Source organism: Vibrio sp. 10N.261.55.A10 (genome assembly GCF_041470825.1).
Classification (GTDB): Bacteria; Pseudomonadota; Gammaproteobacteria; order Enterobacterales; family Vibrionaceae; genus Vibrio; species Vibrio crassostreae_C.
The window spans coordinates 26,300-48,546 of the sequence record NZ_JBFRNC010000041.1 but is presented as its reverse complement, the minus strand read 5'-3'; the positions used below and the strand labels follow the sequence as shown (position 1 = coordinate 48,546).

The following is a 22,247-nucleotide window of genomic DNA, read 5'->3' as shown; positions in this document are numbered from 1 at the left end:
ATTTAATGCGCTTCAGCCTGTTTTTTACCCTAAAACCTTGTAATTCCTTACCTGTCATTTTAAGTCGATCTGTCGATAAAAAAACGTAATCGTCACCACAAATATCAATGGTTGGACTCGCTCTTAATAATATCGGTTAATGCAGCCAACAAATCGTTTTTGAACGCTTTTTGTTGGGTTATACCTCGCTATTCCAAAGAGGTATCTTCTGTCGATGGCCCTATAGTGTGAGGTCTCTAGAATTGGAAAATTCGGTTAATTTGGAACGCATCCGTGCTGAGTATAATGTAAAGCACTGGAGCCAAGGTTTTTATGGAATTGATGATAACGGTGAGGTGTATGTTTCACCGAGCGAGACGGATCATCAAGTCCCACTAAGTAAGATCGTAAAACAGTTAGAGCAAAGAAATATTGGTTTACCTGCTCTTGTGCGTTTTCCTCAAATAGTGCATCAACGTGTGCACAATATCTGTAACGCATTTAACCAAGCGATCGACGAATATCAGTACGACAATCGTTACCTACTTGTTTATCCGATTAAAGTTAACCAACAAAAAGAAGTGGTTGATGAGATCTTAGCGAGCCAAGCTCAATTAGAGCAAAAGCAGCTAGGACTAGAGGCGGGCAGCAAACCTGAACTATTAGCGGTACTGGCGTTGGCTCAAAAAGCGAGCTCTGTGATCGTGTGTAACGGTTACAAAGACAGAGAATACATCCGCCTTGCACTGATTGGCGAAAAGCTAGGCCACAAAGTCTTTATCGTTCTAGAGAAGTTGTCTGAGCTTGATCTTGTTCTTTCTGAAGCGAAAGCACTTGGCGTAAAACCTCGTTTGGGTTTACGTATTCGTCTTGCTTCTCAAGGTGCAGGTAAATGGCAAGCAAGTGGTGGTGAGAAGTCGAAATTCGGTTTGTCTGCATCACAAGTGCTTACTGTTATCGAACGCTTGAAAGCCGAAGACCAGCTGGATGTACTTGAACTCGTGCACTTCCACCTAGGTTCACAAATGGCAAACATTCGTGACGTGCGAAATGGCGTGAGTGAAGCGGCTCGTTTCTACTGTGAACTGCGTGATATTGGCGCTCAACTGAAGTTCTTAGATGTTGGTGGTGGCTTGGCAGTCGATTACGACGGCACGCGTAGCCAATCTTCAAACTCAATGAATTACGGCTTGCTTGAGTACGCTCGTAACATCGTGATGACAGTAGGGGATATTTGTAAACTCTACAATCAGCCACAACCTGTGATTATTTCGGAGTCTGGTCGCTCACTGACTGCGCACCATGCTGTGTTGATCACCAACGTGATTGGTACTGAAAGCTACTCACCGGAAGATATGGCTGCGCCAGAAGCAGACGCACCACTGTTGCTAAACAACATGTGGAAGAACTTCTTGGAGTTAGATGCAGGTAATGATGACCGCGCGCTGATTGAGATCTACAACGACACGCAAAGTGATATCGCAGAAGCACACAACCAATTTGCGACAGGCATGCTGAACCTTCAGCACCGTGCTTGGGCAGAACAGATGTCTTTGCGTATTAACTATGAACTTAGCTCTCGTATGAGTACTAAGAACCGCTACCACCGTCCAATCTTGGATGAGTTGAGTGAGCGTTTGGCTGATAAGTTTTTCGTGAACTTCTCTTTGTTCCAATCGTTGCCAGATGCTTGGGGTATCGATCAGGTGTTCCCTGTATTGCCTCTAAGTGGTTTGGACAATGCGGACGAGCGACGCGCGGTAGTACTGGATATCACATGTGATTCTGACGGTACGATCGATCAGTATGTTGACGGCCAGGGCATTGAAACAACGTTGCCAGTTCCAGCATGGAACCCAGACGAACCTTACCTGATGGGCTTTTTCCTAGTAGGCGCATACCAAGAGATCTTGGGTGATATGCATAACCTATTTGGTGATACGCACAGTGTTGTGGTGAATGTTGATGAAAGTGGTCAAGCGAATATCGACTACATCAACGAAGGCGACACAGTAGAAGACATGATGCGTTATGTTCATATCGATATGGACCTAATTCGTCAGAACTACAAAGAATTGGTAACGGCGAAAGTACCAGCTCAAGAACAGCAAAGCGTACTTGAAGAGTTAGAGCAAGGCTTGATGGGTTACACCTATCTTGAGGATTTTTAATGAACGATCTATTTACGAAACCAGATTACTCGCTGTATTCCAATGCGATGACGTTTATGCGTCGTCCTTTGGCACAGAACCCAATCGACAACGATGCTGATGTGGTTGTATTAGGCGCGCCGTTAGATATGGCGACGTCTGGTCGACCGGGTGCACGTATGGGACCGGATGCGATTCGTCGTGCGTCGGTAAACTTGGCGTGGGAAGGTAAAAAGTTTCCTTGGGGCTTCAATGTATTTGAACATACCTCGGTGATTGATGCTGGCGATCTTGTGTTTGATTGCGGTGATGCTGAAGACTTAACTCAGCGTTTAGAAGCAGCCGCTGATGCGATTCTAAACAGTGGTAAAACACTGTTAGGTTTAGGTGGTGACCACTTCATTACATTGCCTTTGCTAAGAGCATACGGCAAGAAGTACGGTGAAATGGCTCTGATTCACTTCGATGCACATACTGACACGTACAGTCAGGGCAGTCGTTACGATCACGGTACCATGTTCTACCATGCGCCTAATGAAGGTTTAATCTCGCCTGAGCATTCTGTGCAAATTGGTATTCGTACCGAGTACAAGCAGGAAGGACACGGCTTTAACGTTATTAACGCGATGCAAGCGAACGACATGAGCGTGGACGAGATCATTGCTCAAGTGAAAGGCATTGTCAGTGATAAGCCAGTTTACCTAACGTTTGATATCGACTGTCTGGATCCTGCTTTTGCTCCGGGTACAGGTACTCCGGTTTGCGGCGGTTTGAATTCAGATAAAGTTCTGAAAATTATCCGTGGCTTGCAAGGTATCAACATGGTTGGTATGGACGTTGTAGAGGTTTCTCCAGCGTATGACCAAAGCGAGATTACAGCATTGGCTGGTGCGACGATTGCTCTCGAGCTACTTTACGTCTGGACTGCAAATCGCCTTGCTAAATAATAGTGTGTCATTGTTAACAGCGTAACGCTATATACTGATTTTAAAGCCCACTAAGGTTCAACTTAGTGGGCTTTTTTTGGATACCTCGAAATATCCATTTGCAACTTCTACTCATTGTCCCTGCATACCCATTCAATACTCTAATTGTTGTATATGTAATTGACGCCATATACGGTGTTTGAACAGTTTCTCATCAGCTTTATGCTGCACCTTGTCTCAAATATGGGATTTAGTTCTTCTTTGGGGTTTAGGTATATATCGACCCTATCAATCGCCCATAAATCCTAATGATTTATCAACTTTATTACTGTATATATTTATAAAAATTTGAGGTGTAATTAAGATGTGCGTTTTATTGCATATTAATCAACACCCTATAAACTTTTGCTTAGTCCATGAACAAACTAAAGTGAATGCCTAGATTTGTGAAAAGAAGTCACTTCCCACAGACATGACATTTCGGATAATGAAGACTAGGCTTAAGGTTAAGTAAACTATAAAAAAAACAGGCGAAACAGAACTGACTCATCACATACATCAGTCTATGTAATTGATTGTTAATGCAGAGAATAAGTTCTGAATATAATTTAAGCCTGAAACCGTTATTACTATCATTTTCACGATGTTGGGCAATACAGCATTTTGTGACCTCGGGGGATATATGGGTATTGAAGTTTCGCGCCAAGCTGCAGTTGTAGAGGTAGTGAGTGGAGAAGTCATTGCAGTTAAGTCTGACGGAAGCGCACGGAAAATTTCAGCTGGAGATATTATTCGTGAAAACGAGATTGTTATCACTGCCAACCAAGCAGAGCTTGTATTAGGTACCCCAAACGGTGTCACTGAGGTGGCAAGCAATTGCGTTGGCTGTGTTGATCAAGATTTAGCGTGGGCTGATGCTCCGATCGCTGGAGAAGTTAATTTTGATTTACAGCAAGCCGATGCGGGAGATTTTGATGATGAATTTGCTGCTATCCAAGAAGCCATTTTAGGTGGTGCCGATCCGACTCAAATCTTAGAGGCAACAGCGGCTGGTGGCGGACTAGGCTCTGCAAATGCCGGCTTTGTGACGATTGACTATAACTACACTGAAACTCATCCATCGACTTTCTTTGAGACCGCTGGTCTAGCAGAACAAACTGTTGATGAAGACAGAGAAGAATTCAGATCTATCACTCGTTCATCAGGTGGTCAATCAATCAGTGAAACACTGACTGAAGGCTCCATATCTGGCAATACTTATCCCCAATCTATAACAACCACAGAAACGATTATTGCTGGTAGTTTAGCTCTCGCTCCTGACTCTTTCGTACCAGAAACGCTATCCCTCGCTTCACTGCTTAGTGAATTAAACAGCGACATTACTTCAAGTGGCCAGCCCGTCACCTTCACGTATGACGCGGCGACTAATTCTATCATTGGTGTTCAAGGTACCGACGAAGTATTACGTATCGACATTGATGCCGTCAGTGTTGGCAATAACATTGAGCTTTCTCTAACCACAACGATTTCTCAACCGATTGATCATGTACCGTCTGTTGGCGGTGGTCAGGTTTCTTATACAGGCGATCAAATTAACATCACTTTTGATATTCAAGGTGAAGACTCCGCCGGAAACCCATTAGCAACACCAATCAATGCGCAAGTCGCCGTGGTTGATGGGATAGATCCCTCAGCTGAAAGTGTCAATATCACTAACGTTGAAACTAGCAGCGCGGTAATCGAAGGAACGTTCTCCAATATTGGTAGTGATAATCTTCAATCAGTCGTATTTGATGCAAGTGCACTCGACCAGTTTGATGGGTTGCTCAGTGACAATCAAAACACGCTTGCGAGACTGTCTGACGATGGAACAACGATTACTCTGTCCATCCAAGGTCGAGGTGAGGTTGTTCTCACTATCTCTCTAGATACCGATGGCACCTATAAATTCGAGCAGTCTAATCCGATAGAACAAGTGGGTACCGATTCACTGACGTTCGCTTTGCCAATCACGATTACCGATTTTGACCAAGATGTTGTAACCAATACGATCAACATTGCCATTACTGATGGCGATAGCCCTGTTATCACTAATGTTGACAGTATTGATGTTGATGAAGCGGGTATTGTTGGCGGCTCACAAGAGGGCACGGCGCCAGTGTCTGGCACTGGCAGTATCACCGCGGACATTTTTGAAAGTGACATCATTGACCATTATGAACTTGAACCTGCAGAATTTAATACTGGTGGCAGCTTGGTTTCAAATGGCGAGGCTGTGCTACTTGAGTTGATTGATGAAACCAACGGTGTAAGAACTTACGAAGGTTATGTTGAGGTCAATGGTTCGAGAATTACGGTCTTTGACGTTAAAATTGATAGCCCTTCATTGGGGAGCTACGAATTTAATCTGTATGAAGACCTTTCACATCAAGGCGCTGAAGATACGCTGCTAACTTTTGCATTGCCAATTTATGCTGTTGATGCCGATGGCGACCGTTCTGCACTGTCTGGAGGCTCTAGTACACCAGAAGCCGCTGAGATTCTCGTTAATGTCACAGATGATGTTGTTGAGCTAGTTGATAAAGTTGAGTCAGTCACGGAACCAACTTTAGCCGGCGATACCGTTGTTTCGTATAACCTATTCAACTTCGAAGGCGCTGATGGCTCGACAATTCAATATTTTAACTATGATGGTGTTGATTACTCACTAGATCAGAGCTTGCTGCCAGATGCTGTTCAAACATTCAGTTTTACTGAGGGTGTTGTAACCATCTCACTAAATGGCGATTTTAGTTTTGAAGTTGCGCGCGATATTGACCATACAAACAGTGAAACCATTGTAAAACAGTTCTCGTTTTTAGCTGAAGATGGTGATGGAGACACTGACACTTCAACACTTGAGCTAAGTATCACTGACGGTCAAGATCCAATCATTGATTTGATCCCGCCAGTTACTCTCTCAGAAGCCAACCTTGCTGATGGATCCTCTCCAAGTGGAAGTGCGGTCAGCGCTACCGAGACGATTACCTTTACTGCTGGTAGTGATGATGTAGCTAAATTTCGTATTGAACCAACTGAATTCAATGTCGATGGGACACTGAAATCGAATGGGTTTGCGGTTGAGATAAAAGAAGACTCTGCTATTCAGGGCACTTACATCGGTTTTATTACCAACGCTTCTGGCTCTGAAATCCCAGTATTCACCATTAGTTTCTCTGCTACTACGTTAGGTGAATACACCTTTACCTTACTTGAAGCGCTAGACCATGTGGATGGCCTAGATAAAAACGATTTAAGCTTTGAGCTTCCTGTTTATGCGGTAGACAGCGATGGCGATGACTCATTGGTGTCTCAGCTTAATGTGACTATTGGTGATGACGTTCAAATCATGCAAGACGGTACGTTAGATATCATCGAGCCAAATCTTGCTGACGGCACTGTAACAACCAACACCATTGACGTGATGCCCGATCAAAGTGCAGATGGCGCGACCATCACTCAGTTCAATTATGACGGTGTCGTAAATACACTGGATCAAAGTATTTCAGGCGAGCAGCAGTTTAACTTCGCAGAAGGTCGCTTGTTCATCACCCTTGAAGGTGAAATGCGTTTCGAGCCAAACCGTAACCTAGACCACTCTGCGAGTGAAGACATTGTTAAGTCGATAGTCGTGACGTCGAATGACTTTGATAACGACCCGGTGACATCAACCGTTACTTTGACCATTACTGATGGTGATAACCCTACTATCGATGCTGTTCCGAGTGTTGCTCTTGAAGAATCGGATCTCGCTGATGGCTCATCACCAAGCGGCAGTGCGGTTAGCCAAACAGAAACCATCACTTTCACCAACCAAAGTGACGATGTTGAGAAATTCCGTTTAGAGCCTAGTGAATTTAACGTTGGCGATTCTCTCACGTCCGATGGTCTGGTGATCGAGATTAGAGAAGAACCTGCAGGTTCGGGTAATTATATCGGTTTCACGACTGATATTTCGAATACTGAAACTACCGTTTTCACTCTTGATTTCAGCAGTACTAATTTGGGTGAATACACCTTTACGCTTATCGAAGCGATTGACCACACGCCGATTCAAGGCAATAACGACCTCACATTCAACTTGCCTGTTTACGCCGTCGATAGCGACGGTGACGACTCTCTGATGTCTCCGTTGGCGGTGACGATCACCGATGACGTTCAAGTGATGGTCAATAGCTCACTCGATATTGAAGAGCCAACGGTCTCGGATTTAGCGGCAGGTACGCCGACCACGACAACGGTTAATGTTCTTGATGAAGAAGGCGCTGATGGAACGACCATTACTCAGTTGACCTACGATGGTGGAGCGGTACTAACACTTGACCAAAGCGATACGGGTGAACAGAAATTTGATGTTCCTGAGGGTTCGCTGTATATCACCCTACAGGGCGACGTGCGTTTCGAGCCTAATCGCAATCTCGACCACACAGGTGGAGACATTGTTAAATCGATAGTGGTGACCTCAAGTGATTCTGATAACGATCTTGTTTCCTCAACGGTTACGCTGACCATTACCGATGGCGATATTCCAACGATTGATAATGTACCAAGTGTTACGCTATCTGAATCCAACCTGAGTGATGGCTCTACTCCAAGCGGCAGTGCGGTCAGTCAAACTGAGACGATTACCTTCACCAACCAAAGTGATGATGTGACGAGTTTCCGTATTGAACCTACTGAGTTCAATATTGGCGGCCTTCTAAAATCGAATGGACTGACGGTTGAGTTGAAAGTCGACCCAAGTACGCCGGGTGGCTACATCGGCTTTGTGACGACGGCGCCTAATGTTGAAACGAACGTGTTCACGATTAGTTTTTCGGATACCAATATCGGTCAATACACCTTCACACTGTTGGAAGCGTTAGATCACGTTGATGGGCTAGGAAATAACAACCTAAGCTTTGACCTGCCGGTTTACGCTGTTGATAAAGATGGTGATGATTCACTGGTGTCTCAACTCAATGTGACTCTCGGTGATGATGTCCAAATCATGCAAAACGGCACATTAGATATCGTTGAACCGAATGTTGCTGATTTGGCTGGTGGTACTGTAACGACCAATACCATCGATGTGATGCCAACGCAAAGTGCTGACGGCGCGACAATCATTCAGTTCACCTACGATGGTCAACTTCGAACACTTGATCAAACTGACAATGGCGAGCAAAAGTTCAGCTTCACGGAAGGAGAGTTATTCATTACTCTTCAAGGTGAAGTGCGTTTTGAGCCAAATCGTAATTTAGACCACACAACGAGCGAAGACATCGTGAAGTCGATTGTGGTGACTTCAAGTGACTTCGATAACGATCCCGTGACAGCAACGGTTACGCTGACGATTACCGATGGTGATATCCCAACCATCGATGCCGTGCCAAGCGTTACTCTATCTGAAACTAACCTTAGCGATGGCTCTAGCCCGAGCGGTAGCGCAGTAAGTCAAACCGAGACGATTACTTTCACTAACCAAAGTGATGATGTGACGAGTTTCCGCATTGAACCAACTGAGTTTAATGTCGGTGGTGTACTGAAATCGAATGGGTTTGCGGTCGAGATAAAAGAAGATTCTGCTAATCCGGGCACTTACATAGGCTTTATTACCAACGGTTCGAGCGCTGAAGTCCCCGTGTTTACCATTAGCTTCTCTTCAGCCACGTTAGGTGAATACACTTTCACTCTACTTGAAGCGCTAGACCATGTTGCTGGCCTAGCGAACAATGATCTGAGCTTTGATCTGCCTGTTTATGCGGTAGACAGTGATGGTGATGATTCACTGGTATCGCAGCTTAATGTAACGATTGATGATGATGTTCAAATCATGCAAGGTGGTGCGCTCAATATTACCGAGCCGACCGTCGCTGATTTAGCGGCTGGTACACCGACCACGGCTACTTTTGATGTCATGCCAAACCAAAGTGCTGACGGCGCGACCATCACTCAGTTCACTTATGATGGCGTCGTAAACACCCTCGATCAAAATATTGCAGGCGAACAGCAGTTTATCTTCGCAGAAGGCAAACTGTACATTACCCTCGAAGGTGAAGTTCGCTTTGAGCCTAATCGAGATCTTGACCATACGGCCGGCGATATTGTTAAGTCGATAGTGGTGACCTCAAGCGATTTCGACAAAGACTCAGTCACGTCAACCGTTACGTTAACGATCACCGATGGTGATATACCAACCATTGATGTTATTCCAACGGTTAGCTTATCTGAAACGAACCTGACGGATGGTTCAGCCCCAAGTGGCAGTGCGGTAAGTCAAACCGAAACCATCACCTTCACTAATCAAAGTGATGATGTGGTCCGCTTCCGCCTTGAACCAACAGAGTTCAATACCAATGATGCACTCACATCGAATGGTTTAGCTGTTGAATTACGTGAAGATCCGCAAGGGTCGGGCAACTACATCGGATTTACAACCAGCTCGTCGAATGCGGTAACCACAGTATTTACGTTGAGTTTTTCTGGGACAACCTTAGGTGAATACACCTTTACCTTAATCGAAGCCTTGGATCATCAAGATGCACGTGGCAACAACGACCTGAGTTTTGATCTGCCTGTGTATGCGGTGGATAGTGACGGCGACGATTCGTTAGTCTCTCAGCTTGGCGTGACTATTGGTGATGATGTGCAGTTGATGCAAGGCGGCACAATAACCAGTCGTGAGCCTGCTGGAGTCGTCGAAACATCGAATACTCTGGACGTGATGCCAAATCAGAGCGCAGATGGAGCAAAAATCACTTCATTTGTGTTTGATGGAAACAGTGCAGAAAGCCTTGATCTCAATGTGAATGGCGAGCAAGAGTTTGTGTTCACTGAAGGTTCTGTATTTATTACCACAGAAGGTGAGATACGATTCGAGCCTGTGCGAAATCAAGATCACACGAGTGGTGATATTACTAAGACGATTGTTGTTACATCTACTGACCTTGATGGTGATATCGTCTCATCTACCGTGACATTGAAGATTACCGATGGTGATCTTCCAACGATCGATTTGGTCCCTGGAATTACGCTCTCAGAAGTGGATCTCGCTGATGGTTCTTCGCCAACCGGCAATCCAGTGGCGATGACTCAAGTTATTACCTACTCAGAGGGTAGTGACGATGTTAGTTATTTCAGAATTGACCCTGCTCAGTTCAATACTTCGGGGGCTTTGAAGTCGAATGGATTAGAGGTTGAGATTAAAGAGCAGCCAGCGAATTCTGGTAATTACATTGGCTTCGTCAAGGACGGTTCTAACGTCGAAACCAACGTCTTCACGATCAGTTTCTCGACAACCAATCTAGGGCAATATACGTTCACACTGCTTGAAGCGTTAGACCATACAGATGGATTACAAAACAATACTCTAAGTTTCGATGTCCCTGTTTTAGCGGTTGATACCGATGGTGATGATTCTGCAATGTCGCCAATGACCGTGGTGATCACCGATGATGTACAAGGCGTTCAAGATGGGGCGTTAAGTATCACTGAGCCTTCACTTGCTGATATAGCAGCAGGTACGCCAACCACGCCAACAATCGACGTTATGCCGACACAGAGTGCTGATGGCGCGAAAGTGACTCAGTTTATCTACGATGGTGGCACGGCTGTTACGTTAGACCCAACTGTGTCTACAGAACAAGTTTTTACCGTAACCGATGGCTTACTGTACATCACGATTGAAGGTGAGGTGCGCTTTGAACCAAGTAGAAATCTAGACCATTCATCTGGCGATATCGTGAGAACGATAGTCGTGACGACCAGTGATTTTGATAACGATACCGATACCGCGGATGTCACGTTGACGATCAAAGACGGAATTGATCCGGTTATCGATGTAGTGCCAGATATTAACCTATCGGAAGTTGGTCTTGCTGATGGCTCTATGCCGAGTGGTTCAGCGGTTAGCTCGACACAAACGATCACTTATACCGTGGGTAGTGATGATTTAAGCCACTTTAGAATTGCAACCAACGAGTTCAATCCTGGCGACCTACTCAAATCAAATGGTCTTGTTGTTCAGTTAAAAGAAGATCCTGCTTCACCTGGCGACTACATCGGGTTTACTGATGACGGGGCCGGTAACGTAACTAATGTATTCACCATTGATTTTGATAGCGTTAATAAAGGGCAGTTCACCTTCACTTTGATTGAGGCGTTAGATCACCTTGATGGTGATCTTAATAACAGCCTCAACTTCAACCTGCCTGTTTACGCCGTTGATACCGATGGTGATGATTCGGTTAAACGCGATGTCATGGTAACGATACAAGATGACATTCAACAGATGCAAGATGGCACGTTAAGCATCACAGAGCCAAATACTGGCACACCAACCACTGCTACTGTTGATGTAATGCCTACACCAAGTGCTGATGGGGCGACCATTACTCAGTTTACTTTTGGTGGCGGTTCAGCGATCACCTTGGATCAAACTAACAATGGCGAGCAAGAGTTTACCTTCACTGAAGGCTCATTGTTTGTCACGCTAAGCGGTGATGTAAGGTTCGAACCAAACCGAAATCTAGATCATTCTGCGGGCGACATTGTTAAGTCGATTGTGTTTACGTCTTCTGACTTTGATAAAGATACCTTTTCATCAACAGTCACGCTTACGATTGTTGATGGCGATGGACCAACAATCAACGTTGTGCCAAGTGTCAGCTTGTCGGAAAGCTTACTTGCGGATGGTTCGACACCTAGCGGAACGCCTGTCAGTGTGACTCAGACTATCACCTCGCTAGCGAGCAGTGATGACATTGGAAAAATAGTCGTTGAAGCTGGGCTGTTCAATACCAACGGCGTGTTGAAGTCTGATGGCCTTGAATTGAGTTTACGTGAGGAGCCTGCGGGTTCTGGCGACTACATTGCGTTTACGACGGATGGTTCGGGTGGTGAGAAAATCATATTCACCCTAGATTTTGATGATACTAATCCTAGCCAGTATACCTTTACGCTGCTTGAGCGTTTGGATCACGTTGATGGCTTAGGAAGCAACGATCTGAGTTTTGATCTTTCTGTTTACGCGCAAGACACCGATGGCGATATTTCAGCGTCTAAACCGCTTTCAGTAACCATCACCGATGATGTCCAGTTAATGAAGTCTGGTGCGCTTAGCATCACTGAACCAAGCACGGGCACACCTACCACAACGACATTTGATGTGATGCCTGCGCAAAGTGCTGATGGCGCCACCATAACCAAATTTACTTATGGTAGTCAGCCTGAAGAGTCTCTGGTGCAAACCAACACTGGTGAGCAAGAGTTTGTATTTACGGAAGGTTCGTTGTTTATCACGCTTGAAGGTGATGTGCGCTTTGAGCCTAATCGAAACCTGAATCATTCTGGTGGTGATATCGTTAAGACGATTACCGTGACATCAGAAGATAAAGACGGTGATATTGTTACTTCGACCGTGACATTGACGATTTCAGATGGTGCTCCACCGGTAATTGATACTGTACCAACGGTTGCATTGGAAGAAGCGAATCTCGTGGATGGTTCATCTCCGAGCTTACCTGTGAGCCAAACTGAAACCATTGCTTTCACAGCGGGAAGTGATGATGTGAGCTATTTCCGTATTGATACCACTCAGTTCAACACGTCTGGTGATTTGAAATCGGATGGCCTAGTGGTTCAGCTTAAAGAAGATCCAGCCAACAGCGGAACCTATATTGGTTTCGTTGAGAGTGGGGGTGTTCAAACGGATATCTTTACCATCACTTTTAATAGTGTAGTGCTAGGCGAATACACCTTCACTTTGTTGGAAGAGCTCGATCATCTGCCTGTGCAAGGCAACAACGATCAAGTATTCACTCTGCCAGTGATCGCGGTCGACCAAGACAATACCGACTCTGTGATGAAACCTTTGACCGTTACTATCACCGATGATGTGCCTGTCATTACCGATACGACAGCGACCAGCACATTTGTGGTTGATGAAGATGATCTCGGCTCTGCGATTTCTCAAGCAACAGGTGCATTTGTTACCACAGAAGGTGCAGACCAAGTAGAGGTTTACGAACTGCGTAATATCTCTGCGCTTGAAGCGACATTGACCTCTGGAACTGAAGCGATTTCTATTACAGAAGTCACAGGTGCCGCCAACACAACGACCTATCAAGGTACGACGACAAGTGGAACTCCTATCTTCACGCTCGCGCTAGCGAATGACGGCTCTTATACGTTTACGTTGCTAGGTCCTCTAAACCATCCAACAAGCCCGAATTCCAATACCTTGACGATTCCATTTGATGTCGTTGCGGTTGATGGTGACGGCGATGATTCTAACCAATATGTATTGCCAATCGAGGTGCTAGACGATGCGCCAGTAATGAGTGCGCCGACGGGTGAAACGGTTGTCGATGAAGACGATCTTACTGGTATTGGTTCCGATCAATCTGAAGACACCATTATTAATGGCCTGTTCACTGTCGATGAAGGCGCGGATGGTGTTGTGAAGTATGAACTGGTTGATGAAGATTTGGTTCTGACTGGCTTAACCTCCAACGGAGAAAGTTTAGAGTGGCTTGCTGTTTCACAAAGCGGCACAACATTTACTTACGTTGCTCAAACTGCAACGAGTAATGAAGCTGTGTTTGAGATTATTTTCGATACCTCGGATAACAGCTATCAGTTTGAATTGTTTAAACCACTTAAGCACCCTGATGGCGCGAATGAAAACGCAATTGACCTTAACTTTTCTGTTGTTGCAGAAGATTTTGATCAAGACCAATCAAACGCGATCGATTTGAAAATCACGGTGACTGATGATGTTCCATTGGTGACAACTCAATCGATCACACGAATTGAAGGCCAGGGCTATGGTAATTCCAAAGTTGACATGTTTGCTAATGCGACGGATGTCGGCGCGGATGGCGCGGTACTGAGTCGAATTGAGGGCATTACCAGTAATGGTGCAGATATTGTTTTCCGTACAGGAAACAGCGGGCCGTACAGCAGCAGTTTCGATTTAAATAGCGGTAGTCAACAAGTACGAGTGTACGAACAAACCGACGATGGTAGTGGTGGCGTGGACACCCGTGAGCTAGGGCGTTTGCGTATCAACTCAAATGGCGAGGTTGAATTTAGAGCTAACGGCTATCTCGATCATGACGGCCTAGACACCATCGATTTTTCGATTAATGTGATTGCGACGGATGGCGATTTAGATACCTCTGAAACACCGTTAGATATAACGATTACTGATAGGGACTCTACAAGAATCGCTCTGAAAGTGACGACCTTCGAGGATGCGGGTAGAGACTCAACCATACCTTATGCAACAGGCGATGAGCCGGCTCTTGAGAATATTCAAGATAACCAAAATGGTTTGCCTAATGCGCCAGCTCAAGTTGCGCTGCAAGTTAGTCTGTATGACCAAGATAACGCTGAATCTATTGGCCAGTTGACGATTAAAAGCCCGAACGGAGGTGATAGTCATCAAGGTACTTTTTATTACTTTGATGGTGCTGACTACATTGAATTAGTGCCTGAGTCAAATGGGAGCATTATATTTGGTCCTCCTCAACTCGAACAAAGCTTTGCTCCAAATCCGAATGAGCCAAGACAAACTATTGCGACGATAGACAACTTGTTCTTTGTTCCGGACCAACACGCTAGTTCGGATGAAACTGGTGGGCGCGTTCGTTATGAGCTAGAAATTGAGAAAAATGGCAATACGGATCACACCGTTAACTCAAACTTCAGAATCGAGATTGAAGCGGTAGCGGATATTGCAACGTGGGATGACGCCAACAGTACTTATCAGTATCAAGTGAATGAAGATGAAGACAATGTTACGTTGCAGCTGAATGCTGAATCGCAAGATAACAGCAATACTGAGACGATTACCTATGAACTTGAAGCGATTCAGGGTGATGGGAAGTTTGAGTTACTTGATCAAAATGGCAATGTGTTAACGCCTGTTAATGGTGTTTATATCATCGCGTCTGCTGATATTAATAGCACAGTCGTTAACCCAATCGACAACTTCTCTGGACAAATTGAGTTCAAAGCGACGGCAATTACGGAAGAGACGCTTAACCCATACGATGATTCAGCGAACGGCGGGTTAGACAAAACGACCGCTCGCTCTGTTGAGCAAAACATTATCATTGATGTGACTGCCGATGCGGACCCTGGGTCGTTCAGTGTTAACCGGATTCGTATTAACGAAGACAATATTGATGACCCAGACTACCTAGGTCCTCTGGACAACAAAGATGCCTTCACGCTAGACGAAGTCATCACAATGAACGGTTCAGTGGACACTGATGGTTCAGAAGAGCTATTTGTTCGTATCAGTAATATTACCGAAGGGGCGGTGCTTTATTTCCTTGGAACTACGACCCCAGTTCCTACAATCACTATTAACGGTATTGATTATCAGGAAGTGGCGTATTCCGATCTCGCCAACGTAGAGATTGTTCCGACTAAACACAGCAATGTCGATTTTACTTTTGATGTAACCGGTGTGGTTAAAGACACTGCGAACCTCTCTACTGGTGCACAAGTTGATGAAGAAATCCTAGGAACTAAAACGGTTAACGTTGAGGTTAAAGGGGTTGCAGATATTCCTTATGGCGGTACAAACGGTACGGCTTGGACAGCAATCACCGATGGCACAACACCTGGTGTTCAAACCACGATCCAAGAGAGCCAGAATGGAGACAGCTACGCCGAGCTTGATTTCACCGTGTTGTCGGGAGAGAGAAGACCTGATCCTGCAGCAGTAGATCAAACCCCATTACCTGACGATGGTTCAGAATCCATAACCGTTATCCTCTCGGGTATTCCTGATGGCGTTATTCTGGAAGACGGTGACGGTACCATTATTGACCTTAACTTTGTCGGTTACGAAACCGGTCCGGGTGGTAGCCCTGATCTGTCTAAACCTATCTACGAAGCTAACATCACTGACGCAGGTAAAACCTCAGGAATCCGCATCAGACCTGTCGATTCTTCAACAGAGAACATTCACATTCAGGGTAAAGTGATCGTGACTGAGAATGACGGTCATACGCTTACGTTTGACCAAGAAGTGCGAGTGTTAGTCGAACCTAGAATCGATACCTCAGCGACGTACAGCACAGTCACTAATGGCGATGAAGATACGGCGATCAGTATTGATTGGCACCCAGAGGGTACTGATTATATTGATGATGATGAGCATTTCACTTCTATTGTGATCAGTGCCATTCCGACAGATGTTGAAAGTGTTGTGGTTAATGGCGATGTAACTTGGGTTTACGATGCTTCAGCAGGCACTTTAACCATTACGCCGAAGAGTGGACAGACGGCAGAAGAGTTTACTCAAATTGCACTGAACAATAATTTTATTCAGATCACACCTGAACAAGACTCGAGCACCGACTTTACGCTTAATACGGTTGTCATGATCGAAGAGCGAGATCATGAGTATGTTGATGCGACTGATCCTGGTCAGGGCATCGCTATCGCGACAATCACGGGCTCGATTGATGTTATCGTACGTCCAGTCGTTGAGCCGAAAGACGCTAGCAACAAGCTTATCGTCGATGATGTGCTGGGTACTGGAGCACTAGCAACCGTAGTTGCTGATGCAAACACTGGCGTGCTTAAGTTCACAACCAACAGCGATAATACATCGGTTACGGATGAGTTCGTCATTCGATATCAAGAAACAGATGCTTCGTCCGCTATCGAAGAAGTTGACCAGTTAGTTATTGAATTAACAAACGTGGACGGTTCGGAGCTATCAGATGCTGTACTCAATCAACTGCTCGTTATTGGCGCTGCTTATGAAGGCAATGGGCGCTGGGTTGTAACGAATGAAGACATATTTAGCATCAGTGCACCGAACGGCCTTGTTCTTCCTTCAGGAAACAGCGGGGCAGGAGGGTTCAATGACATCAAGATGGATATCTTTAGCACGGTAATAGACCGAGGTGATGGTGCTGAGGTTGAGTCATCTACGGCCGCTCGTAGGGACGGAGAAGTCACTCTGTCATTCCCTCAAGTGGTGGCTGGGAGTACTAAGGTTGCAGCCGATATTGATATAACACCAGACAGTGTTGTTGATGCGATTGAGGACACCCAGTTAGATCTAGGTACGGCATTGAATGGTTTAATTACTTTCTCGGGCGAAGATGACTCAACTGATCAAGTGACCATCATTATTGATGACAGTGTGACCATTAATCCAGGAGCGGTGAACGAAGTCACCTTCCCAATTAGTTTATCGGGAAGCAGCGACCTAGACTTTGTTAATGGCAAATATGTATTCCAGACTACCGTCGATCAAGGGGTCTCGACCGACCTCTCTGGACTACTGCTTAACTTACCAGCCGACTACTCCGGCGACTTTAGGTTGCCGTTGACGATAGTAACTAAAGACGTATTGTCGGGGGATGAGAAAACTCTAGTGACAGAAGTAGTCATTAAAGTTGCTCCTGATGTTGAAGGTAACCCAGATATTGACGTTACTGTCGTTGGTTCGCTTGACGATTCGTTTAACCCTGTCGATACCGACGGTCAAGCAGGGCAAGATCCAGTCGGCTACGAAGATACCTATATCCAACTTGATTTCAGCTCGACCATTGATGACCAAGTAAGCGGAGTTGAAGGTGGTGACGAAAAATTCACCTCTATCACACTGACGTTAAATGACACGAGTGTTGGGGCTTTCTATACCAGCGCAGGGGTATCGCTTGGCACATCGGTGACCTTTAATGAAGCTGAGATTAATGCAGGCGCGTTGGATAATGTACTATTCCGACCGGCGTTAAATTACCCAACAGATAATGACGTAAATCAGGTGCAAGTGAATGTCAGCGGGACGATTACCGATACTGCTACATACAATGATGCAGCTTCGCCAACTGGCAGCGCGACTGATACCGATACTTTCTCTACCAATGTCAGTTTTGAAGTCGTTCCTGTGGTGGATGACGTGTCTGTCACTGGCCCGGGTAGCGATCCTGATGTTATCGAGATTACGGGTACTGAGGACCAGCTGATTTCTTTGTCGGGCACAGGGCCTGTATCGATTGCACTGACTGACCTTGATGGCTCAGAACAGTTTGTGTCGATTAAGTTTACAGATGTACCTGATGGCTTCCAGATGCGTGCAGATGCTGGTTCGGCATACACGGTGAAGAATAATGGTGGTGGTGAGTGGAGTGTTCAACTACCTCAAGCATCAGGGTTATCGTTCGACTTGAGTGAGATTTCGATTTTACCGCCTAAGGACTTCAGTGGTACGGCTGAATTTGGTGTTGCCGTATTTACTCAAGAATCTTTGTTGGGTGTGCCTACTGCAGCATCAAATCTGCCAAGCTTTAAGCTGCATGTGGTACCTGTGGGTGATGATGTTGATACTAATCCAACAGATTCTGTGACAGGTAACGAAGGTCAAAACATTGATATCGAAATCAATGCGACGATTTTGGATAAAGAGCTATCTGCAACGGGCAACGGCACTTATACCGAGAATGCACCAGAGACACTTCGAGTAGAAGTTGCGGGCGTTCCTCAAGATGCCTCTATCTATTATCCAGACGGCACAACCTTGGCTAGTTATGATCCAGTTACGCAGCTTTGGACACTTGATGTTCCTGCACAGTCGCTCGATAAGATCGTATTCAATTCAGGTGAACACAATAGCGATACGGGTAATGTATTAGGCATTAATGGCCCGCTGCAGATTACCGTTCGCTCTGTGGATACTGACGCTGATAACACCGAATATTTGGGGACGCCAACCAGCTTCGATGTTGATCTGGTGATTGATCCTATTAACGATCAACCGATCTTTGTGAACGTAACGAATATTGAAACATCGGAAGACATTAGTGTTGCTATCGACAACTTTAGTATCTACGACGTTGATGCTAACTTTGATAATCCAGACGCTCCGTATGTTCTTACGTTGCAAGTCGATCAAACACTTCCGGGAGCGCAAGGTGTGTTTGAGTTTACGAGCTCACCTGACGTGACGTTTGTATTGCAACCTGGTGGCTCATTGGTGATTACCGGTAAAGAAGCCGACATCAATACCGCATTGACTAATGGAGCCGTGACTTTCAAACCAGACCCAGACCAGAACTATCTCAACCAGAGTGGTTTAGTCACGATTAATGCAACACTCGATGACGGCGGTAATAATGGCTTGATTGATGCGGGTGATCCGAATACAGCACAGACCAACCAAACTACTTTCACCATTAAAGTAACGGAAGTGAATGACGCTCCTGTGGCAACTGATGTTGATTTAGGTTCGATTGCTGAAGATGGTCAAATAGTGATTGTGGAAGGAGACTTGATTTCAGTAAGTTCTGACATTGAAAACCATAACCTGACGGTTACGGGTGTAACCCTGACTCAAGGACAAGGCCAATTAACGCGCTTTGAAAACGCAGGTGGCGCCGATAACGCGGCGATTACCGGACCATTCTGGCTGTTCGTTGCAGATAATGATTTCAACGGTGATGTGAAATTCAACTATTCCATTATCGATGATGGCACAACCAATGGTGTGGATGATTTCTTGACCGATAGCGCTGAAATTAGCCTCATCGTAACGGAAGTGAATGATGCACCTGTACCAACGGACATCGACTTAGGCAACATCCTTGAAGAAGGTCAGTTGATCATCAAAGAGGGCGATTTAATTGCTGCGACGAGCGATCCGGAAAACGACACGATTACCGTGACTAATCTGGCGCTCGATGAAGGCCAAGGTCAACTACAACGCTTCGAGAACGTAGGTGGTGCTGATGATGCTACGATCACTGGCCCATACTGGGTATTTACGGCAGCTGATGAATACAACGGCAACGTTAAGTTTACCTATACCGTAGAGGATGATGGTACAACCAACGGCGCTAATGACTTCCTAACGGATACAGCGGAGATCACCGCGATTGTCGATGGAGTGAACGATACACCGGTCGTTAATGGTGACAGTGTCACTACGGTTATTGACGAGGATGCTGGTCAACTGTTGAGTGGTATCAATGTCAGTGACCCTGATTATGTAGATACATTTTCTGATGATCTGATGACCGTCACGCTGACGGTGGATTACGGTACATTGAATGTATCACTTCCAGCAGTGACGACGGTTGTTGTTAACGGCAACAACACGGGTTCAGTCATCTTAGTGGGGACATTGAGTGACCTGAATGCGTTGATTGATACGCCAACCAGTCCAAATGGTGTTTTCCTTGATGCGAGCCTGTCTCCAACCAATAGCATTGGATTAGAAGTTGTTGCCAAAGACAGCGGCAACCCTTCAGGTATTGCGATAGAGACAGCACCTGTGGTTTACAACATCGCGGTGACGCCAGTGGCGAATGCACCAACCCTGTCTATCGATAGTGCGACTAACTACGTGAGAAACATTACTGCGAGTCAGTCTGTGAGTGCGAGTGGCATTCCTTTAGTTGGGATTATCGCAGCCTTAACGGACATTACAGAAGAGCTAACGCTGCATATCAGTGATGTACCTGCTGGCGCTCAAATCACCAGTGCTGCGGGTTCTGTGACGGATCTTGGCGGTGGTGTTTGGGTAGCAACGGCAGATGCAATTGAAAGCTTGCAAGCGGTTGGGCTTTCTCAAACTCCAGGTAACTACACACTGAAAGTCGAGGCGGTTTCTGAAGAGACTGACAACAACGATACAGCAACCTCTGCATCGATTGACCTTAACTTGAACATTGTGTCTAACGCAGTTGATATTAACTTGGCTTCGGAAACCGATGATGTTCAGTTACTGGCTGGTGCTAATGCGACTGACTTAACGGGTGGTTCAGGGAATGATCGACTTGAAGGTGGCGCAGGTGACGATACGCTTGTTGGCGGTGACGGTAACGACACCCTGATTGGCGGCGGAGGCTCAGACATTCTGACTGGTGGTGATGGTATGGACTCGTTCGTATGGCTTAACATCGAAGATGGTGTTGAAGATACGATTACCGACTTTGATTTGTCGGAAGGGGACAGCATTGACTTGAGAGAAGTGTTGCCGGAGCTTAAAAATACATCTCCAGACATGACCGCGTTGCTACAACAAATAGACGCGAAAGTGGACGGGGATGATATTGAGCTTACGATCAACCCGGATGGCTTAGGTACTACGGAACAGGTGATTGTGGTTGAAGACCTTGCGCCACAGCTAACCTTAAGTAGCACCATGCCTTCGGACATTCTGGATGCATTGGTACAGCAGAATGTGATAACTCACGGTTAAAGCGAACCATTGAACCATAACGAAAGAGGCCAGCATTGCTGGCCTCTTTTTTGTTACGGTATAAATTGAAAAGAGTTACTTAAGGGAGTTGTGGATCAGGAACTCTTCTTCAACACCTTTCAATTTCATCTCATCCATAATGAAGTTCACCGTGTTCAACAAACGTTGTTCACCTTTAGGAATCAGATAGCCGAACTGACTGTTGGTGAATGGAGTTTCGCAGCGTGCCGCTTCAAGACGTTCATCAGTTACTTGATAGAATAGACCTTCAGGCGTTTCTGTTACCATCACATCAACTTTGCCTTCTGCTACTGCTTTCGGTACGTCGAGATTGTTCTCGTAGCGTGTGAAGCTTGCATTCTGCAAGTTCGCGTCGGCAAAGATCTCGTTAGTACCGCCAATGTTCACGCCCACACGAACAGAAGAGAGGTTCACTTTCTCAATGCTGTCGTACTGTTCTGCGGTGCCTTTTGCAACCAAGAAACACTTACCAAAGGTCATGTAGCCTTGAGTTTGTTCCGCGTTTAACTGACGCTGCATTTTACGTGTAATACCGCCCATTGCGATGTCGTACTTATCGTCGTCTAGATCGGCCAGTAGATCTTTCCATGTGGTACGAACAATCTTCAATTCAACGCCTAATTGTTCCGCGATGTGCTGTGCAACATCGATATCGTAGCCAGAGTAGCTTTTACCATCGAAGTAAGAGAAAGGCTTGTAGTCACCTGTGGTGCCCACACGCAGAGTACCTGATTTTTGAATGTCTTCTAGCTGGTCAGCGTGTGCGACACCAGAAAGTGCCAGAGCAATGGAAGCAAGTAATAGTGATGTTTTTTTCATTGTAATTGTCTGTTGTGTTTGTGTTGTCATTCAAAGTAACAGAAACAATCAGAGAAAGAGATCAAACCATTGGAAAGGTTGGAAAAGAAGATGAAA

Annotated in this window: 4 protein-coding genes; 3 read left to right on the top strand and 1 reads right to left on the bottom strand. The window is 45.6% G+C overall.

Translation table 11 applies throughout. The features are described from left to right. Positions 1-242: 242 nt before the first annotated feature. The 3 genes from speA to AB4274_RS13250 all read left to right on the top strand — a co-directional run bounded on the left by speA (position 243) and on the right by AB4274_RS13250 (position 21,311). Positions 243-2,150 carry an arginine decarboxylase gene (gene speA / locus AB4274_RS13260; RefSeq protein WP_372097727.1) on the top strand — a complete coding sequence of 636 codons (1,908 nt, stop codon included), beginning with the start codon at positions 243-245 and terminating at the stop codon, positions 2,148-2,150. Continuing rightward, the gene (speB, locus tag AB4274_RS13255; protein ID WP_372112242.1) at positions 2,150-3,076 is read left to right on the top strand and encodes an agmatinase; all 927 of its coding nucleotides are present in this window, start codon (positions 2,150-2,152) and stop codon (positions 3,074-3,076) included. Before speA ends, speB begins: the two co-directional genes overlap by 1 nt. Positions 3,077-3,737: 661 nt before the next feature. Beyond that, positions 3,738-21,311: a retention module-containing protein gene (locus AB4274_RS13250; protein WP_372112240.1), complete on the top strand. Its 17,574-nt coding sequence runs from the start codon at positions 3,738-3,740 to the stop codon at positions 21,309-21,311. A gap of 75 nt (positions 21,312-21,386) precedes the next feature. Here AB4274_RS13250 and AB4274_RS13245 read toward each other — a convergent pair whose 3' ends face one another. Further along, the gene (locus AB4274_RS13245) at positions 21,387-22,151 is read right to left on the bottom strand and encodes a transporter substrate-binding domain-containing protein (protein WP_017067326.1); all 765 of its coding nucleotides are present in this window, start codon (positions 22,149-22,151) and stop codon (positions 21,387-21,389) included. Positions 22,152-22,247 lie beyond the last annotated feature (96 nt).

What these genes read in the sequence shown, in the direction of transcription:
- AB4274_RS13245 (WP_017067326.1), bottom strand. Translation starts at nt 22,151, where the DNA reads ATGAAAAAAACATCACTATTACTTGCTTCCATTGCTCTGGCACTTTCT.
- AB4274_RS13250 (WP_372112240.1), top strand. Translation starts at nt 3,738, where the DNA reads ATGGGTATTGAAGTTTCGCGCCAAGCTGCAGTTGTAGAGGTAGTGAGT.
- speB (WP_372112242.1), top strand. Translation starts at nt 2,150, where the DNA reads ATGAACGATCTATTTACGAAACCAGATTACTCGCTGTATTCCAATGCG.